This window comes from Mesorhizobium sp. WSM4820 (assembly GCF_055811075.1).
In genome coordinates, this window is record NZ_JBVVQN010000028.1 from 66162 (window position 1) to 82340 (window position 16179).

Annotated in this window: 16 protein-coding genes; 8 read left to right on the plus strand and 8 right to left on the minus strand. The window is 63.6% G+C overall.

Translation table 11 applies throughout. From position 1 onward, the window contains the following. Nucleotides 1-146 precede the first annotated feature (146 nt). From AC0L2R_RS31055 to AC0L2R_RS31080, 6 genes are all read right to left on the minus strand, one after another. A complete protein-coding gene (locus AC0L2R_RS31055; protein WP_473513435.1) occupies nt 147-1730 on the minus strand; it encodes an ABC transporter substrate-binding protein in 1584 nt (527 codons plus the stop codon). Between the two features lie 377 nt (nt 1731-2107). Then, nucleotides 2108-2917, minus strand: coding sequence for a formylmethanofuran dehydrogenase subunit C (locus AC0L2R_RS31060; protein ID WP_473513437.1), 810 nt, complete (start codon nt 2915-2917; stop codon nt 2108-2110). Beyond that, the gene (fhcD, locus tag AC0L2R_RS31065; RefSeq protein ID WP_029350418.1) at nt 2914-3822 is read right to left on the minus strand and encodes a formylmethanofuran--tetrahydromethanopterin N-formyltransferase; all 909 of its coding nucleotides are present in this window, start codon (nt 3820-3822) and stop codon (nt 2914-2916) included. Before fhcD ends, AC0L2R_RS31060 begins: the two co-directional genes overlap by 4 nt. Next, nucleotides 3810-5441, minus strand: a complete 1632-nt coding sequence (locus tag AC0L2R_RS31070) for a formylmethanofuran dehydrogenase subunit A (protein WP_473513439.1) — start codon at nt 5439-5441, stop codon at nt 3810-3812. Before AC0L2R_RS31070 ends, fhcD begins: the two co-directional genes overlap by 13 nt. Beyond that, nucleotides 5435-6541 carry a tungsten formylmethanofuran dehydrogenase gene (locus AC0L2R_RS31075; protein ID WP_473513441.1) on the minus strand — a complete coding sequence of 369 codons (1107 nt, stop codon included), beginning with the start codon at nt 6539-6541 and terminating at the stop codon, nt 5435-5437. Before AC0L2R_RS31075 ends, AC0L2R_RS31070 begins: the two co-directional genes overlap by 7 nt. Nucleotides 6542-6659: 118 nt before the next feature. Further along, on the minus strand, nt 6660-7040 hold the full coding sequence (locus tag AC0L2R_RS31080; RefSeq protein WP_128173311.1) for a 4a-hydroxytetrahydrobiopterin dehydratase: 381 nt from the start codon (nt 7038-7040) through the stop codon (nt 6660-6662). A gap of 159 nt (nt 7041-7199) precedes the next feature. Here AC0L2R_RS31080 and AC0L2R_RS31085 point away from each other — a divergent pair, with 159 nt between their 5' ends. From AC0L2R_RS31085 to fae, 7 genes are all read left to right on the plus strand, one after another. Further along, on the plus strand, nt 7200-8168 hold the full coding sequence (locus tag AC0L2R_RS31085; RefSeq protein ID WP_473513443.1) for a beta-ribofuranosylaminobenzene 5'-phosphate synthase family protein: 969 nt from the start codon (nt 7200-7202) through the stop codon (nt 8166-8168). Between the two features lie 41 nt (nt 8169-8209). Beyond that, nucleotides 8210-9103: an NAD(P)-dependent methylenetetrahydromethanopterin dehydrogenase gene (locus AC0L2R_RS31090; RefSeq protein ID WP_473513445.1), complete on the plus strand. Its 894-nt coding sequence runs from the start codon at nt 8210-8212 to the stop codon at nt 9101-9103. Then, nucleotides 9081-10229 carry an ATP-grasp domain-containing protein gene (locus AC0L2R_RS31095; protein ID WP_473513447.1) on the plus strand — a complete coding sequence of 383 codons (1149 nt, stop codon included), beginning with the start codon at nt 9081-9083 and terminating at the stop codon, nt 10227-10229. Before AC0L2R_RS31090 ends, AC0L2R_RS31095 begins: the two co-directional genes overlap by 23 nt. Then, the gene (mch, locus tag AC0L2R_RS31100) at nt 10226-11182 is read left to right on the plus strand and encodes a methenyltetrahydromethanopterin cyclohydrolase (protein WP_473513449.1); all 957 of its coding nucleotides are present in this window, start codon (nt 10226-10228) and stop codon (nt 11180-11182) included. The genes AC0L2R_RS31095 and mch overlap by 4 nt, the downstream gene beginning before the upstream one ends. Nucleotides 11183-11267: 85 nt before the next feature. Continuing rightward, nucleotides 11268-12236 (plus strand): ATP-grasp domain-containing protein, encoded by a 969-nt coding sequence (locus AC0L2R_RS31105; RefSeq protein ID WP_473513451.1) that lies wholly within the window; start codon nt 11268-11270, stop codon nt 12234-12236. Next, nucleotides 12233-13117, plus strand: a complete 885-nt coding sequence (locus AC0L2R_RS31110; RefSeq protein WP_473513453.1) for a triphosphoribosyl-dephospho-CoA synthase — start codon at nt 12233-12235, stop codon at nt 13115-13117. The genes AC0L2R_RS31105 and AC0L2R_RS31110 overlap by 4 nt, the downstream gene beginning before the upstream one ends. A gap of 168 nt (nt 13118-13285) precedes the next feature. Then, nucleotides 13286-13792 (plus strand): formaldehyde-activating enzyme, encoded by a 507-nt coding sequence (gene fae, locus AC0L2R_RS31115; RefSeq protein ID WP_023797737.1) that lies wholly within the window; start codon nt 13286-13288, stop codon nt 13790-13792. Between the two features lie 256 nt (nt 13793-14048). Here the strand turns inward: fae and AC0L2R_RS31120 are convergent, their stop codons facing one another. Continuing rightward, nucleotides 14049-14747: a HisA/HisF-related TIM barrel protein gene (locus AC0L2R_RS31120; RefSeq protein ID WP_473513455.1), complete on the minus strand. Its 699-nt coding sequence runs from the start codon at nt 14745-14747 to the stop codon at nt 14049-14051. A 56-nt stretch (nt 14748-14803) separates the two neighbouring features. Between AC0L2R_RS31120 and AC0L2R_RS31125 the strand changes: the two genes are divergently transcribed. Beyond that, nucleotides 14804-15838: a hydantoinase/oxoprolinase family protein gene (locus AC0L2R_RS31125; RefSeq protein WP_473513456.1), complete on the plus strand. Its 1035-nt coding sequence runs from the start codon at nt 14804-14806 to the stop codon at nt 15836-15838. 146 nt (nt 15839-15984) lie between these two features. On the opposite strand, the gene AC0L2R_RS31130 is transcribed toward AC0L2R_RS31125, so the two are convergent. Beyond that, on the minus strand, nt 15985-16179 hold a 195-nt coding region (locus tag AC0L2R_RS31130), incomplete at its 5' end, for a hypothetical protein (RefSeq protein ID WP_473513458.1).

A 16179-nucleotide genomic window follows, 5' to 3' on the forward strand; every position in this document is an offset into this window, starting at 1 on the left:
CCAACAGCGCTCCGGCCAGCACCCCTCTTCCGTCTTGGCGCTGCGCGCCAATCCACCTTCTCCCACAAGGGGAGAAGGCAAGACGGGGCCGCGCTTCCGACCGTCACGGCCCGGGATTGTTTCTCCCGGGCCGCGGCTGGCGCCAATCAGGCGAACGCCCCCTTCGACGCGTCCATGGAACCGTCCGGATAGATGAAGAGCCCCGTGAGAGACTTGTCCATCGCGTGGATCATGACGGAGGTGAACAGCGAGAACGACGGCACCTTCGCGGCAATCATCGGCATCGTCTCGGTCTGGAGGATCTGCTTGCGCTCCTCGAGCGAAGCCGCGCTGCGCTCCTTGTCGAGTGAGGCGTCCAGTTCGGGATCGACGATGCCCGTGATGCGCTTGGATGAGGAATGGAAATGCGTGCGCAGCACGAGGTCCGGCTCCGGCGATCCGGTCGACCAGCCGCAATCGACCATATGGCCCGGGCCACCGCCGGGGCGATCGTAGAGACGCTCGTTCCACGCCGCGATCTCCAGCACCGACAGCGTGACGGGGAACCCCTGCTCCTGCAGCATAGCAGTGATCACCTCGCCATACTCCTTGGTCTTGGGATAGAACCCGACCGAGGTGATGTATTCGAGTTCGGGCAAGCCCTGCCCCTTCGGGAAGCCTGCTTCGGCGAGGAGGGCCTGGCATTTCTCCGGACTGTATTCGGGATAATTGGGCAGGTCGATATAGCCGAACTTCACCGGCGAGACGTAATTAGCCGAGGCATGGCCGGCTTCGCCGAGGATTTCCAGCAGCATTGACCGGTCGATCGCGTGGCAGGCCGCCATGCGCACGCGCGGATCGTCGAAGGGCGGCTTGGAGCAGCGGAACCACAGATATTTGTTCTCGACCGAGACCACGCTGCTGATCGCAACCTTGTCGTTACCCTGCAGGGTCGCCACCTGCTCCGGTTCGAGCCGCTCCACGATGGACGCCTGGCCGTTCATCAGCGACAGCATGCGGGTGGTCGAATCGCCAACGAAATTGAAGCTGATGCCGGGGATGGTCGGCGCCCCGAGCAAGTAGTCCGAATAGGCTTCCAACACCGTGTCGTTGCCTCGCTGCTCGACGAACCTGTAAGGCCCGGTGCCGTTCAAGCGCTGCGAAAGTGGCCCGCTCGGCCCGGCGGCGATGTCGGTTGCCGACAGCATCGGCAGGTAGGAGGCGAGGAAGATGAACAGGTGCGCCGGATAGCCGCCCTTCGATGTGTCGACAATCACCGTGTAGTCGTCCGGCGTTGTGATCGTCAGCGTCTCGGTCGGGCCTGGATACCACTGCGCCGGCCGGTCGGGCTGCGAGCCATATTCGAAGGTCGCCTTGACGTCTTCCGCCTTGAATGGCTTTCCGTCGTGGAACTTCACCCCTTCACGCAGCTTGATCTCAAGCTTTGTCGGCTCAAGCAAGGTGATCCTTGTGGCGAGTTCGTAGATGACCTCGTCGGGTTTTTCGACGCGCATCGGCGTCCGCGTCAGGAACCCCATGACGAAACCCTCGATGTTCTTCTGCGACAGCGTCGTGTGCGCGGTCGGATCCCAGTTGCCGGTGATGTTCTCGGCCGACAGGAAGACCAGTTGCTTGCCCGCCTGCGCAGCCGCGCCTGAGACCAGGAATTCCGGGTTGATCATCATAAGCCCGGCGCCCGCTCCGAATGCCGCCATGCCTTTCATGAAATCGCGCCTGCTTGACTCGCTCATATGTGGTTCCCCTTTTTCGTTATGTGGTTTTGTGGTTTTCATTACGTTAGCCAAAACTCTCCGCTTGGCAACACAGATTCTTGCTGCGTGCTGCCGATACTGCGCCAAGAAAGGCGAAGTCGCCCTGATTTGTTGATATTTTGGGCATATGGCGTAAAAACTTTCTGCTGGAAAAGGCCGAGACGGCCCTCATTGCCCAACTAGGCGGCACGAGACTGGGTTTTGGAATGGTGTGGTTTTTTCCAAAACGTCGCAAAGCCAAACTGAGCGGAATGTCTCGCGGGAAAAAATCAGCAGTTCACCGCAACATGCGGTTGCAAATTTTCGGATGTCGGCCGGAGCACGGCGCTGAAGCATTGCTTCATCAGCAGCACGCCTCAGCGAGGGAAAAGAACCTCACCCATGCCAAGCACCGCGTTGTCGCCGCCGTATTTCTGCGGCGCGTTACCCAGCAGCGGCCGTTTCAAGATAGCCTCGGCGATCAGATGGCGATCGATGACGGCGGCGAAGACGCTCTCCGGCGCGCCGCATTCGACAAAACTCGGCGACAGGCTTTTCGGCGCGCGATCGAGCAGGATCGAACCGCGACGCATCAGATAGCCAGGCATCTCGCCGGTGCCGCCGGCCACCACCAGCGTGCCGGCGATCATGCGGCTGCCGGCATTGTCGCCTGCGCCTTTCAGCACCGCGACCAGGCCACGCCGCATCCGGTCGGCGGCAAAAGCGCCGGCTTTGCCCCTGACGATCAGCACGCCGCCATTCATGCCGGCCAGTTCGCCGGCGAGCGGCCCACCAAGGTGATCGCCGGCATTGCCGGATATTTCAAGCCTGCCACCGCGCATGCCGGAGCCGGCATGTGGACCCGCATTGCCTTCGATCGTCAGCGTGCCGCCGCGCATGGCGCACCCGGCCTGGGCGCCGGCATTGCCGACGACGCGAACCGAACCGCCCCGCATGCCTTCCGCGACGCGGTCGAGGCGCGCGCTGCCGCCTTCGAAGACGATGTCCAGCAGGTTGTTGCCGGCGACGCGAAAGATATCGCCGACCTTCGATCCATGCTTCGACATGCCGATCCGAATCTTTTCGAAATCGCGCCTTTCGATCCCGGCAAGCCGCTCCGCCGTCAGCAGCGACAGATCAAGGCGCTCGGGTGGCTCGGCGACAAGGGTGAAGGTCAGCGCTTTCACGGCAGCATATCCTTCAGCGAATAGATGAACTTGCCGAGCTTGCCGCCGTAATTGCCGGCGCTGATGCGAACCGCGCCTCGCTTCGGCCCGAGCTCGATGACGGCCTTGATGCCGGCCTTCATCGCGGCGGCAACGGCATCGTTGGTCTCGCCGTCGATGACGATTTCCAGGACGGCATTGATGTCGGCGCCGAGCTCACTCCTGACGACACCGCGCAGTGTCGGCGCGTAGGCTTCGTTGGCCGAGGCGATCATGCCCTTGTATTTACCGCCGATCTTGGAACCCGAACGGGCGATGCCGCCCGGAAACGGCACGATCGCGCCCGGCACCAGACCTATCGCGGCAACCGCGACCTCGGCGGCGAGCAAGGCCCTGGCGCTGGTTTCAGCCATGACGAAGAAATTGCCGCCGCCGACGGCAGCCTTGGTCAGCCCGGTCGTTGCTTCGCACAGGAATTCGCCGTCCATGACGGGAACCCGCCAAAAATGCCTGCCGCCGATTTTCTTGGAGATCTGCCAGCCGTCGCCGAAATAACGCAGCGCCGAACCGAGCTTCAACGCGGCGCTGCCCTCCAGTCCGGCGAAGCAGGCCGAACCCGGCGAGGTCAAGACGCACTGGCCGACGCGATTGAGCAGTTGTTTCTGCAGCTCGTCTGTTCCCATCGCAAAAATCATCACCCGGCAGCCGGGCCGGCCATCCGGTGTCGCCGATGGCGGCAGTTCGACATCGATTGCCGCTTCGCAGCCGCAGCCGATCACCGAGGTAGCGAAGCCGGTCATGGTGATCGCCGCCTGGCGCGCCCATTTCCGGTTCGGCGCGGTGATGATGATGGCGGTCGCGCGCATGCCGAAGGCCTCGGCAAAGGTATCGTCGATCACTATGCCATTTACGCTCACGTTCGGCATGCAACCTCGCCGAATGGCTGTTCGCGCGCGATCGCCGAATCCGGGAAATCGAACCAGTCCAGCGACAGGCCGTAGCGCTGCTGGTGATAATCTTCCAAGCGCCGCAGCATCGCCTTGTCCGGCGGCGGATTGAGCCTGAGCGCCTTGCCCCAGCGGTAATGGGTGATCTCTCCGTCCTGCACGACGAGATCGCCGTCCTTGAAGACATACGCCGCCTGCCCGAGCATTTTCGCAATATTTTGGTCCCTGCGGTAGACAGCGATGTCGGCGATAGCGCCGGCGCCGAGATGGCCGCGGTCCGTCAGCCCGAGCAGCCTGGCTGGAGCCGCGCGCGTCATGATGGCGATTTCCTCGAAATTGTATTCGCGGTCGATTGCCGCCAGTGTGGAGAGCGCCATGGCGGAAGGTGAAAGTCCGGCGATCATTTCGGTGCGCGCTTCCCGGCTCATCAGCAACTCGAACAGGGCCGGATAGGCGGTAAAGGGCGCGCCGTTGGGATGATCGGTGGTGAAGAAGACACGCCACGGATCGTCGATCAGGAGAAAAAGCTCAAGCCCGATCGCCCACTGCATCGTGCCATAGAAATCCTTGCCATAGCGGTAGGGCACGATGCCGCCGCCATTGCCGTCGCCGTCATGAATGACGGATTTCTTCGGCTGCGCACTGCCACGCGCCGAAAACTGCCGCATGACGTCGGAGGATATGGTGACTGTCTGGCCGAACATCACCTGGCCGATATCGATGGTGACTTCCGGCGTCGCGTTGACCAGTTCGGCAAGCCGCGCCGCGGCCGAGGAAAACCTGCGCTTGCCTTCCGTGCCGTAGCCATAGAACTGGAGATGGGCGAGGTGCAGCGGCAATCCTTCCGCCGCCGCGATCGTCGCGGCCGCCGTGTCCGCCGATCCCGGGCTGCCCAGATTGTTGCAATGGACGTGCAGCGGATGCGGGATGCCAAGGCTGGCGACGGCGGCCTGCAGCGTCTTGACGATCTTGCGCGAGCTGACGCCGTAGGAAGGCACCACGTCGTCCAGCGAGAAGGTGCGGACGTTTTCCTTGAAGGCGGCCGCCGCGCCGGCATTGATCACCTTGACCCCAAGCGCCCGCGTCGAGGCGACCGTCCAGGCGACATAGTCCTCGATCATTTGCGAGGAGGCGTCGTCGCGGATCATCGACAGCAGGAAATCGTCGTTGCCGAGAATGGCGAGCGTCGCCTTGTCGATGATCGGGATGTCGGCCAGTTCGAGATGGGTGTGAAGCGCGGCTCCCGGCGACATCGCCGGCTCGACCACCGTGGTGAAACCCATCTTGGCGTAGAGGCAGCCGGTCTGGAAAGTCGACCAGCCGGCATTGGAGAGCGGCGTCGTCGCCGGCCGCGCCTGGTGCGCGGCGTGCTGCTCCGGCAACAGCAGCCGTGCCGTATTCACGTTGCCGCCGCCGATGTGGGAATGGATGTCGATGGCGCCCGCCATGACTATGCAGCCGTCAGCGTCGATGGTCCGGTCGGCAGCGCCACCCGCCGGCGCCGCAACGATCTTGTCGTCGCTGATCCACAGGTCGCCCTTGCCGAGGCGGCTGTTGACCGGATCGATGATGTCGCCGCCAGCGATTTTCGTCAGCATGGCAACGCCGCCTCGGCGGAGACATGACTGGCAACCAACCGGACAACGGTCGCAGCGGAGGGCAGTTCGGACGCCGCGCGCGCGTCGACCGACCGCAGCGATCCGGTGCGGCTGGAATAGACCACCGCCTGATGATCGACGCCCGCTTCGCCGATGGCGATGGTGACCGCAGCACCCGCGACCGGCTCATGCGTTTTCGCCAGGGCGATCAGCGCCATGCGGTTCCTTTTCTTCTGCGGCTGGACAATCGAGGACGAGATCCGCAGGTGCAGGTCGGCTTCGCCGGCAGCGATCATGCGCGCGACATCGTAACGCCAGGGATCGAACTCCGGGAAGCCGCGCGCAAAGCCGGTGCGCAGCGGAAAACCGGTCATCCAGGTCGAGGCGAGCGCGCTTCCCCATCCGTTCTCGCTCGCCGGCAGATGCAGGCCGGATGCGCGTGATTTGCGGTTGAGATCGGTGATCAGCCCTTGCAGCATCTCCAGCGCCAGCCCGTCTGTTGCGTCGCCTGAAAACAGGAAGACGGGAAAATGCGCAGCCTCCAGGGCTTTGGCGAAATCGTCGAAATTCGACACCGGCTGCGATGTCTGGCGCCCCCTGCACTGCGCCCTCAGTGCCGCCAGCGTCGCGCCGAGGCCTGCCTCGCCGCAGGACAGCAGCGTCGCCGTCCGCCCGTTGCTCAACCGCGGCGCAGACGTTTCATTCGACCCGACCAGAAAGATCTCGCGCTGATTCTTGGCCGAGAGATCGGGGGCCGAGAGATCGGGAACCGTCTCGGCAAGCTCGCCGACAAATTGATGATGGATCTGCGGGAGTTCGCCGACGATCACCACGACATCGGCGCGCCGGCGCGTCTCGCCGGGCGCGACGGTCATCGCGCCTTTGTCGGTAAAAAGCGCGACCTCCCGGGAAACCGCCGCGCCATCGGCATGATCATATGCCGCGCCAACCCGCTCAGCCAGCGCGATCGCCGCCCTGGTGCCGTGTATATCCGTATCCAGGCTGAAAACCGGGCACCGGCTTGACCCCAACAGCGCGGCGGCATGTGCGGCCGCGCGCTCGACCAGCGTTTCCCGGTTGCCGATCCAAGCAACCGCCATTCACTACGCTACTTTCTGGTGCCGGCCCGATCCTAGACGAAACTGGATTGGCCGTGAACCCCGCCTGTCAGCAGATTAGCGAATGTTTTCTTACGCCATCAACAAATTCCGACCGCGCTTAATCATATTTGATGTAAGCGAAGCGCTGATCGGTCGGCGGAGTGCCTTCCAGCGCGCCGCCTTCCCGGGCCGGCTGCCACTGGACGACCTCCTCGATCTTTTTGGCCAGCTCGAAGTCTTTGTCGGTGATGCCCTTGGCCGCATGGTTCATCAGGCGCACCTCGACCCAGGCGTAGGAAGCCGTGATGTCGGGGTGGTGCCATGCCGCCTCGGCGAGATGGCCGACCGTGTTGATGACCATCAGTGTCGATTTCCAGCTGTGGGTCTTATATTTGCGCCGGATCCAGCCGTTCTCGTAATACCATTTCGGCAGTTCCTTCTCGAGCCGGTCGGCAATCTCGGCTTCCGAATAGACCTTTTCCTTGGGCGTCTCGTTCATCTCGACCTCCGCGAATTGCCCGGTCCGTTCTCGCGCCGAGCCAAAAGAAGATAAAACGAATGCACTCTCTGCGGCTTGCCCCTTCGACGAAAACAGCTATCATGGCGACGGGCACCTAAACTTCCATGATGCGTCTATGATGCACCCATCGGGGGGTAGATGTCGAATTCTGTTACCTTACAAGTGCCCGCCCGCCTGCATCTTGGCTTCCTCGATCTCAACGGCGATACCGGGCGTCGCTTTGGCAGCGTCGGGCTGCCGCTGAGCGAACCCGAAACAACAGTCACCCTGTCACGGTCCAGCGAGACCATCGTCGAAGGCGCCGAGAGCCGTCGCGCCGGCGAACATCTGGCGACGCTCTGCAGCCATCTCGGCATTCGCGGTCAGCACCGTCTGGTGGTCGAACAGTCGATCCCGAGCCATGCCGGCCTGGGCTCCGGTACGCAGATCGCCCTTGCCGTCGCCGCGGCGCTGCGCACGCTCCACAAACTGCCTCTCGATATCGGCAGCGATGCGACCCTGCTCGATCGCGGCGGACGATCCGGCATCGGCATCGCCAGCTTCGAAAGCGGTGGCGTCATTGTCGACGCCGGCAAGGACGACAGCGGCAGGCCGCCGCCGGTCGTGGCGCGACTGCCTTTCCCGGAAGAGTGGCGCGTCATCCTGATCCTCGACCATGGCGGGCATGGACTGCATGGCGATGCCGAGATCGCGGCATTTCGTTCGCTGCCACCCTTCCCGGCATCCGGCAGCGGTGAGATCTGCCGGCGGGTGCTGATGGGCATCATGCCGGCTCTTGTCGAGCACGACCTGCCAGCCTTTGGCGCCGCCGTCGCCGCGATCCAGATGCTGATCGGCACCCATTTCGCCCCGGCGCAAGGCGGCGTGTTCACCTCCAGGCGGGTCGAGAGCGTTGCCCACGCTCTCAACGAAGCAGGCGCCGTCGGCATCGGCCAGAGCTCGTGGGGGCCGACAGGGTTTGCCTTCGCCCCATCGCAAGACGCTGCAGTCGGCTTCGTCAATGCGGTTCAGCAGACAGTTGAAGACGGCATCGAGATCAGGATCGTCAAGGGCAGGAATTCCGGCGCGAAGATCAGTTCGACCAGACTTGATCTCGTCGGCAGCTGACGGCTGGGCAACACGATCAGGTTCAAGAGGAAAGGCGAGAAATGGCCCGCAAACACATCCTGCACATGCTGACGCCGTTGAAGCATATGAGCCCTTTCGACGTGAACATGGCGCTCGATGCAGGTTTCGACGCCGTCGTCCCCTATGTCGATGTAAGCCTGGGAGAGGTGACAGGCCTCGTGCAGGACGCGATCTTCTCGCGCCCGCCCGATGCGGGCGTCGATACCGGCATTTTTATCGCCGGCAAGGATGCCTCGCTGGCGCTCGACATGTTCGACGCAGCGCGAAAGGCGATGGTGCCGCCTTTCCAGGTTTCGGTATTCGCCGATCCGGCCGGCTCGTTCACCACGGCCGCGGCGATGGTGGCCAAGGTCGAAAAAGCGCTGGAGAAGAAATTCGAGCGCGGGCTGAAAGACACTAGGATCGCTGTCTTCGGCGCCACCGGCGTCGTCGGCTTCTGCACCGCCGTGATCGCCGCCAGGGAAGGCGCCCAGGTCACGCTGGTCGGCCATGACGGCATCGAAAGGGTCAAGCAGATCGCGGCCGAGATCAAAAGCCGGTTCAACATAGCCGTCGATGCGGCCGACGGATCGAGCGACGCCCGCAAGACGAAGCTGGTCGAGGCGAGCGAGGTGATCCTGGCGTGCGCCAAGGCCGGCGTCCAAGTGGTCTCGAAAGCCCAGCTGAAAGGCGACGGCCTGCTCATTGCCGCCGACGTCAATGCCGTCCCGCCGGCCGGCATCGAAGGCGTGGCCGTCAATGCTAATGGCGATCCGCTCGAAACGGCAAAAGCTGTCGGCATTGGTCCGCTCGCCATCGGCAACGTCAAATACAAGGTCGAATTCGGCCTCTTCAAAAGAATGATCGAATCCGAAAAAACCATCACGCTCGATTTCCAGGAAGCATTTTCCCTTGCACGCGAGACTGCCAAATAACGCTGGATCTCTGCTGATCGCGGCGATTTCAGGCCGGGCGCTGGCTGCCGCTGCGCGCCGCGCCGGCTATCGTCCGCTGGTCGCTGATTTCTTTTGCGATACCGACACGGTCGCGCTTGCCGAGCGCGCGACGATGCTGCCGGGCGACCTGCAACGCGGCATCGACGGCCTGCGCATCATCGAGACGCTTCGGCAACTGGCCGGAGACGACCAGCCGGTCGCCATTGTCCTGGGCTCGGGCTTCGAGCGGATGACCGAGACCGTCGACGAGATCGCGCGCCATTTTCCGCTCGCCGGCAACAGCGGCGAAGCGATCCGCAGGATCAAGGATCCGCGATTGCTAGCCACCGATTGCGCCGAACTCGGCATTCCGCATCCGGAATTCCGATGGGACCCGCCGCCCGATCCGGAGAACTGGGTGGTCAAGACCGCAGGCGGCGCCGGCGGCGCGCATATCAGGCGGGCCGCTGGAGAAACCCCCATATTACAGTGTCAGGCTCCTGGCGGCCGCTATTTCCAGCGTTTCATTGCCGGCCGCAGTGTCTCGGCCCTGTTCGTCGGCGACGGCCAAAGCGCTGACATCGTCGGCTTCAGCCAACAATGGGCGTCGCCTGCCCCGGCAGCGCCCTATCGCTATGGCGGCGCCGTGCGGTTGAGGCGCTTCGATCGCAGACGGGCGGCGACGATCCGCGGCTGGCTTTCAGGTCTGGCGCGTCGCGCCGGCCTGGTTGGATTGTGCAGCGCCGATCTCATTCGCGGGCCGGATGGCTACAAGCTCATCGAGATCAATCCGCGGCCCGGCGCCACGCTCGACATTTTCGACGATGCAGACGCGCCACTGATCGAAGCGCATCTGCGCGCCGCGGCGGGCAAGAAATACCGTCTGCCGCGCTTCGTCGATTCGATGGCGTCGATGGTGACCTATGCGGCGGCGCCGATCGCCCGCTTTCCATCGATTGCCTGGCCTGAATGGACTGCCGACCATCAGTCGCCCGGCACCCGGCTGATTGCCGGCGATCCGGTCTGCACCATCTTCGCGCGCGGTCCGAGCGCCGATCTGACCAGACGGCTGATCAAGGGACAAGCCAGCCGATTGCAACACCAATGGGAAGGAGACCGGACATGAAAAACGGTTCGGCATTCCTCAACGACAATGCGCAGCGCATCATCGACGGCATGATCGGCGACGCCGAACGCCTGCGTATCGGCGTTTCCACCGGGCCTTTGGGCGAGCGCCTGATCGACGCCGGCGCCAAGGCCGCCGGCGGCGTCGAGGCCGGGCTGCGCATGGCGGAAGCCGCGATGGGCGGCCTCGGCAGCATTTCGGTGTGCATGGACCGTGGGTCGCCAAAATGGCCGTTCACCATCGAAGTGCGGTCGTCGCAGCCGGTGCTTGCCTGCCTGGGCAGCCAGTATGCGGGCTGGAACCTGTCGAGCCAGGATTATTTTGCCATGGGATCGGGACCGGCGCGGGCGCTCGCCCGCGTCGAACCGCTGTTCGAAACACTTTCCTATCGCGATACCGCGTCGTCCGCCGTGCTGATCCTGGAGACGGCCAAACCGCCGCCCCAGGCGATCGTCGAGAAGGTCGGCAGGGCAACCGGACTGGCACCCGAAAAGCTCACCTTCCTCTATGCGCCGACACAAAGCCTGGCGGGCGGCGTGCAGATCGTTGCGCGCGCGCTCGAGGTTGCCCTGCACAAGACCAATGATCTCAAGTTTCCGCTGGACAACGTTGTCGACGGCATCGGCACGGCGCCTATCCCCGCCCCGCATCCGGATTTCCTGACCGCGATGGGCAGGACCAACGACGCCATCATCTATGGCGGCAGCGTCCAGCTGTTCGTAAAAGGCTCGGCGAAAGACGCCAGCGAGCTCGCGGAGCGGTTGCCGAGCCACGCCTCGCGCGACCACGGCCACCCCTTCGCCGAGATCTTCAAGCGGTTCAAGGGAGATTTCTATGCCATCGATCCGCTGCTGTTCAGCCCGGCCGAAGTGATCGTCACGGCGATCGAGACCGGCGATACGTTCCGCGCCGGCGAGCGTGATCTGCAGATGCTCGAACGGAGCCTCGGTTAGACCATGGCGCTGCAATGGATCGGTCTGTCATCCGCCTGCCGGGGCATTCGTTCCGGCTTCCGTATACCGGTATCCAAGGCCTGACATGATCCCTCGCATCCTGATCGTCAGCGACGTCTCGGACGCCCGCTCCAAGGGCCTGGCGGCAAGGCTGGAGCGGCGTGGCGCCGTGGTCGCAACCGTGCCGCTGGCGGCAATCGCGTTCGACACCGGCAGCCCGAGCGGACTGTCGATCCCCGGCTTCGACGGCGCGCTGCCCGACGCCGTGCTTGTCCGTTCGATCGCCGCCGGATCGTTCGAAGCGGTCACCCGGCGTCTCGGCGTGCTGCACGCATTCGGCAAGCTTTCCATTCCGGTGTGGAATTCCGCGCAGGCGATAGAACGCTGCGTCGACAAGTCGATGACGACCTTCCTGCTGAAGAATGCCGGCGTGCCGACGCCGCCGACATTCGCGGTCGAGGGTCTTGCCATGGCCGAAACGGTCGCCAGACGCGAACTGCCGTTCACGCCGCTGGTGCTAAAACCGCTTTTCGGCGCCCAGGGCCGCGGCATCCGCCTGATCGAAACACTGTCCGACCTCCCCGCCGAGGACGAGGTGAACGGCGTCTACTATCTCCAGCATTACGTGCCGCGTCCTGGCCCTCCTTTCCGCGATTTTCGCGTTTTCGTCTGCGCCGGCGAGGTTTTGGCGATGATGAGCCGCCGTGGCGACGACTGGATCACAAATATCAATCGCGGGGCGGTGCCCGAACAAGTCTCGGGGCAGGTTTCGGGGCATGGCGAAACCGAACTCGCGGCGCTGGCACGGGCCGCCGCCGCCGCTATCTCAGCGGATTTCGCCGGCGTCGATATCGTGCCGGCGGCAGACGGCAAGCTGTTGGTGCTGGAGGTCAACAGCATGCCCGCCTGGTCCGGGCTTCAATCGGTGGTCGCGGTCAACATCGCCGATGCGATTGCCGACGCGCTGCTGAAATTCCTGGCTGATCGCCCAGCTGATCACCCAGAGGCGGCGGCGTCGCGACCCTACCGCCTCACTGCGCCGGCGAATTCGTGACCGACGGCATGGCGCATTCGCGAGAACGCCTCCGGGCTGCCTACAAGGACGCCTGCCGGATGGAGATCGAGGCGCTGAAACCGGGCAACGTCCATCTGTTCGCCGACGGGCACGGCATGTCCGCCGCCCAGTTCATGACCAGCGCCGAGGTCTCGTCCGTCCCGCTGACCGATCCGCGCCTGCCGGTCGGACGGCGCATGCTGGAAGCGGTCCGCGCGACACGCCTGGCGGTCCAGACCAATACCAATCTCGGTATTATCCTTCTGGCAGGGCCCCTGCTATGCGCCGCTGAAATGGCGGGCGCCCAACTGCCCGACAATCGACTGCCTGACAATCGCCTGCGTGACAATCTCGACGCGGTGCTGCGCGCGATGAGCATGGACGATACCAGGGCGGTGTTCGAGGCGATCGTCGCCGCCGCGCCGGGCGGCCTCGGAGAGGCGGCGAACGATGTGCGGCAGGAGCCGAAGGTTCATCTGCTCGACGCCATGCGGGAGGCGGCCGACCGCGATATGATCGCCCGCCAGTATGCTACCGGTTTCGGCGACGTGTTCGGCGTCGGGCTTGCGGCTCTGCAAGCCGCCTTGGCGCGCGGCGAAGGCGGCATGTGGCCAACGGTGTTCGCCTATATGGCGTTTCTCGCCGGGTTCCCGGACAGTCATGTGGTGCGCAACCATGGCGCTGAAGTCGCAAATCAGGCACGGCAAGAAGCCCTTGCCGTTGAAGCGGCGCTGCATGCCAGCGACCACGAGGCGTCACGCATTCGTCTGCTCATCGAGCTCGACCGCCGGCTGAAAGCGAACAACGTCAACCCCGGCACGTCGGCCGACCTGACCGTGGCTACTCTTTTAGTCCACACTCTCGGCGTTCAGCTTGCATAATCGCAACGTTGGTGGTTGACTTTCAGGAGCGGAAGCTGGGCTTCCGCGGCTATCCAGCCAACCGGTCCGGATCTCCGGGCGCTGCCAACAAGGATAGCTGTCCATCGAGCGCTCGCTCGGTTTGCGGCGTCTTTGGACACCATAACTGTGTCTTGGAGGAAAATTGGCATGGCAAAGATCTCGAAAGTAATGGTCGGTGAATCGCTGGTAGGAGACGGCAACGAAGTGGCGCATGTCGACCTGCTCATCGGCCCACGGGGGAGCGCAGTCGAAACAGCATTTTGCAACGCGCTGACCAACAACAAGGACGGTTTTACCTCCCTTTTGGCGGTGATCGCGCCCAATCTTCAGTGCAAGCCCAACACCGTGATGTTCAACAAGGTCACGATCAAGGGCGCCAAGCAGGCGGTGCAGATGTTCGGCCCGGCCCAGCATGCGGTCGCAAAGGCCGTGCAGGACAGCGTCGCCGATGGGACCATTCCTGCCAATGAGGCGGACGACCTGTTCATCTGCGTCGGCGTTTTCATCCATTGGGACGCCGCCGACGACGCCAAGATCCAGAAGTACAATTACGAAGCGACGAAGGAAGCCATCCAGCGCGCCGTTGCAGGAACGCCGACGGCCGCCGAAGCCACGGATAAGCGGGACCAAGTGAAGCATCCGTTCGCGGCTTAGACAAGAGACAGCCCCGCACAGGCAAAACCCTCCGCGGAGCCGGATGGTCTGTTGCGCCGCCTGAAAAAGCTTCTGGGCCTTTAGAGCATCGGACCCCAAAACCTGCCCTCGGAATTGACCCGAGGGTTGGGAACCGGTTTTGGGAAATCCGATGCTCCAGCAAAGAGATAGAGCGGCGAGACGATCGACTTGAGAGTTCGCCGCTCTAGATCCAAGGCACGGTTTCCGAGACCGAAGTTCGAGGTTGCCGCGAATGTCAGGCGCCAAGCGTTGCGAGGTGCCCCGGCGTGAGCGTGCCGTCATGCAGCGAGGTCGCAACCAGCGCCGCGGCGATACCGAGCGATGAAAGGGCGCGAATGTCAGCCTCGTTGCGCACTCCGCCGGCCGCGATGACGGAGCGGCTTCCAGCCTTCGCCTTGATCGCCTCGAGCCGCGTGAAATCGGGACCGGAGCCGGAGCCGACCTTGGCCAATGTCATGACGATCAATTTTTGCGGCCAAAGCGCCGGCGCGTCGAGAAATGATGCCGGACCGCGAAACCCATCGTCGAAGAAATCCAGCGACAGGATAAGGTCCGGATGACCGCAAAAACGCCGCAACAGCGCTTCGTCCTGCTGCGATTCGGATCCCAGGACCGGGCAAAGCCAAGGTTCGGCAAGTGCTGCCGAAAGTGTTTTCTCGTCGGCGATGCCGGCATCGACCCAAAGCTCCGGCGGCTCCGCCATCGCCTTCAGCCGGGCAAGCGCGGCACTGTTTGGCGTTCCGCCTTCGATGGCATCGAGATCGGCGATATAAAAGGTCGGAAAAGGGTAAAGCCGGCGCAGGCCCTCAGTAACCGCAACGACATCGGAAGTTTGGCTGAGCGGCGTGACGATCGGCCTGTAGCGATCGCGTTTTCCCTGCTGGGCGCGCACCACCTCGCCGCCTTTCAGGTCAAGAACCGGGATGATACGCAACGTTCTTTTTCTTGCTGACCAACTGCCCCTGACCAACTCTAATGAAAGCTTGAAGCGTGGAAAAAAGAAAGAGCATCGTTGCCGGCTTCGATATTGGCGGCGCCCATCTGAAGGTGACGCGTGCGCAAGACGGCCGCATCGTCGAGGCTGTAACGATTGCCACGCCGCTTTGGCTAGGGCTCCATACCCTGACCTCGGCATTCGAGGAAACGGCTCCGATCTATGCCGGCGCCGATCTCAACGCATTCACCATGACCGGCGAACTGGCTGATATCTTTCCGTCCCGCGACGCCGGCGTCGCGGCCCTGCTGGATGAGATTTCGGCGCGGGTCCCAGGCGAAAACTTGATCTATGCCGGGCCTTCCGGATTTGTCGGGGTCGAGCAGGCAGCGCGGCTGAGCGCCGATGTCGCCTCCGCCAACTGGCATGCGACAGCGTCGTTGGTGGCAAAGCTCGCCGGCGATGCCCTGTTCGTCGACATGGGCTCGACCACCACCGACATCATCGCCATTAGAAATGGCGCCGTCGCCAATGACGGCTATACCGATGCCGGACGGCTGCTGAGCGGCGAACTGGTCTACACCGGCTTCACTAGGACGTTCCTGTTCGGCGTCGCCTCGTCGGCCCCCGTCCGCGGCAGGCTGACACCGCTGATGAACGAGTATTTCGCCTCGATCGCCGATGCGCACCGGATCCTCGGGGTGCTCGACGAAAAGGACGACAGGCACGCTTCCGCCGACGGCAAGGAAAAGACGATCGATGGCTCGATCGCGCGGCTGGCGCGCATGATCGGGCGCGACGCCGCCGAGCTGACCCTGCCGGAATGGCATGAAATCGCGCGCTGGTTCAGCGAACAGCAGTTGCGCAAGATCCACGACGCAGCGTCCCTGGTTGCCGGGTCCCTTGTCCCGGATGTGCCAATCGTCGGCGCCGGAACCGGCCGCTGGCAGATCAGGCGGCTGGCCGAACGCATGGAACGCCGCTTCGTCGATTTCGCCGAGATCATCCCCGCAGATGACGCCGTTCGCGGCGAAGCCAGCAGCGTCGCGCCCGCGTCAGCGGTGGCGCTGCTGGCGGGATCGAACTTGTAGGCGCTACATCATGGCCGTCCGATCAGTCGGATCGATGAGATATTTCCCCCGGCTCGAAGATCCCGACCCGTACCAGCGCAGGTCGCAACAGGGTGGAAGGTTCGCGTTCGGCACCCGCTCGGCGCATGTCCGGTTTGCGGTCCATCTCAGCCGTAGAGATCGGCTTCGCAGCTTCCTGAAAGCAGACCTTGCCGGAGATCACGCTGGAGGTCGTAGTTGCGCCAATACCAGTCAGCCAGATTCATACTCGCGGATGACCGCAATGGGGCCGAGGAACGAACCCGCTGCGCGGGATGGGCGCGTGGGGTGAGGTAGAGATCACGAACCGGACGTCGCGCTCG

What these genes read in the sequence shown, in the direction of transcription:
- AC0L2R_RS31055 (WP_473513435.1), bottom strand. Translation starts at nt 1,730, where the DNA reads ATGAGCGAGTCAAGCAGGCGCGATTTCATGAAAGGCATGGCGGCATTC.
- fhcD (WP_029350418.1), bottom strand. Translation starts at nt 3,822, where the DNA reads ATGCCGAACGTGAGCGTAAATGGCATAGTGATCGACGATACCTTTGCC.
- AC0L2R_RS31070 (WP_473513439.1), bottom strand. Translation starts at nt 5,441, where the DNA reads ATGCTGACGAAAATCGCTGGCGGCGACATCATCGATCCGGTCAACAGC.
- AC0L2R_RS31075 (WP_473513441.1), bottom strand. Translation starts at nt 6,541, where the DNA reads ATGGCGGTTGCTTGGATCGGCAACCGGGAAACGCTGGTCGAGCGCGCG.
- AC0L2R_RS31080 (WP_128173311.1), bottom strand. Translation starts at nt 7,040, where the DNA reads ATGAACGAGACGCCCAAGGAAAAGGTCTATTCGGAAGCCGAGATTGCC.
- AC0L2R_RS31085 (WP_473513443.1), top strand. Translation starts at nt 7,200, where the DNA reads ATGTCGAATTCTGTTACCTTACAAGTGCCCGCCCGCCTGCATCTTGGC.
- AC0L2R_RS31090 (WP_473513445.1), top strand. Translation starts at nt 8,210, where the DNA reads ATGGCCCGCAAACACATCCTGCACATGCTGACGCCGTTGAAGCATATG.
- mch (WP_473513449.1), top strand. Translation starts at nt 10,226, where the DNA reads ATGAAAAACGGTTCGGCATTCCTCAACGACAATGCGCAGCGCATCATC.
- AC0L2R_RS31105 (WP_473513451.1), top strand. Translation starts at nt 11,268, where the DNA reads ATGATCCCTCGCATCCTGATCGTCAGCGACGTCTCGGACGCCCGCTCC.
- fae (WP_023797737.1), top strand. Translation starts at nt 13,286, where the DNA reads ATGGCAAAGATCTCGAAAGTAATGGTCGGTGAATCGCTGGTAGGAGAC.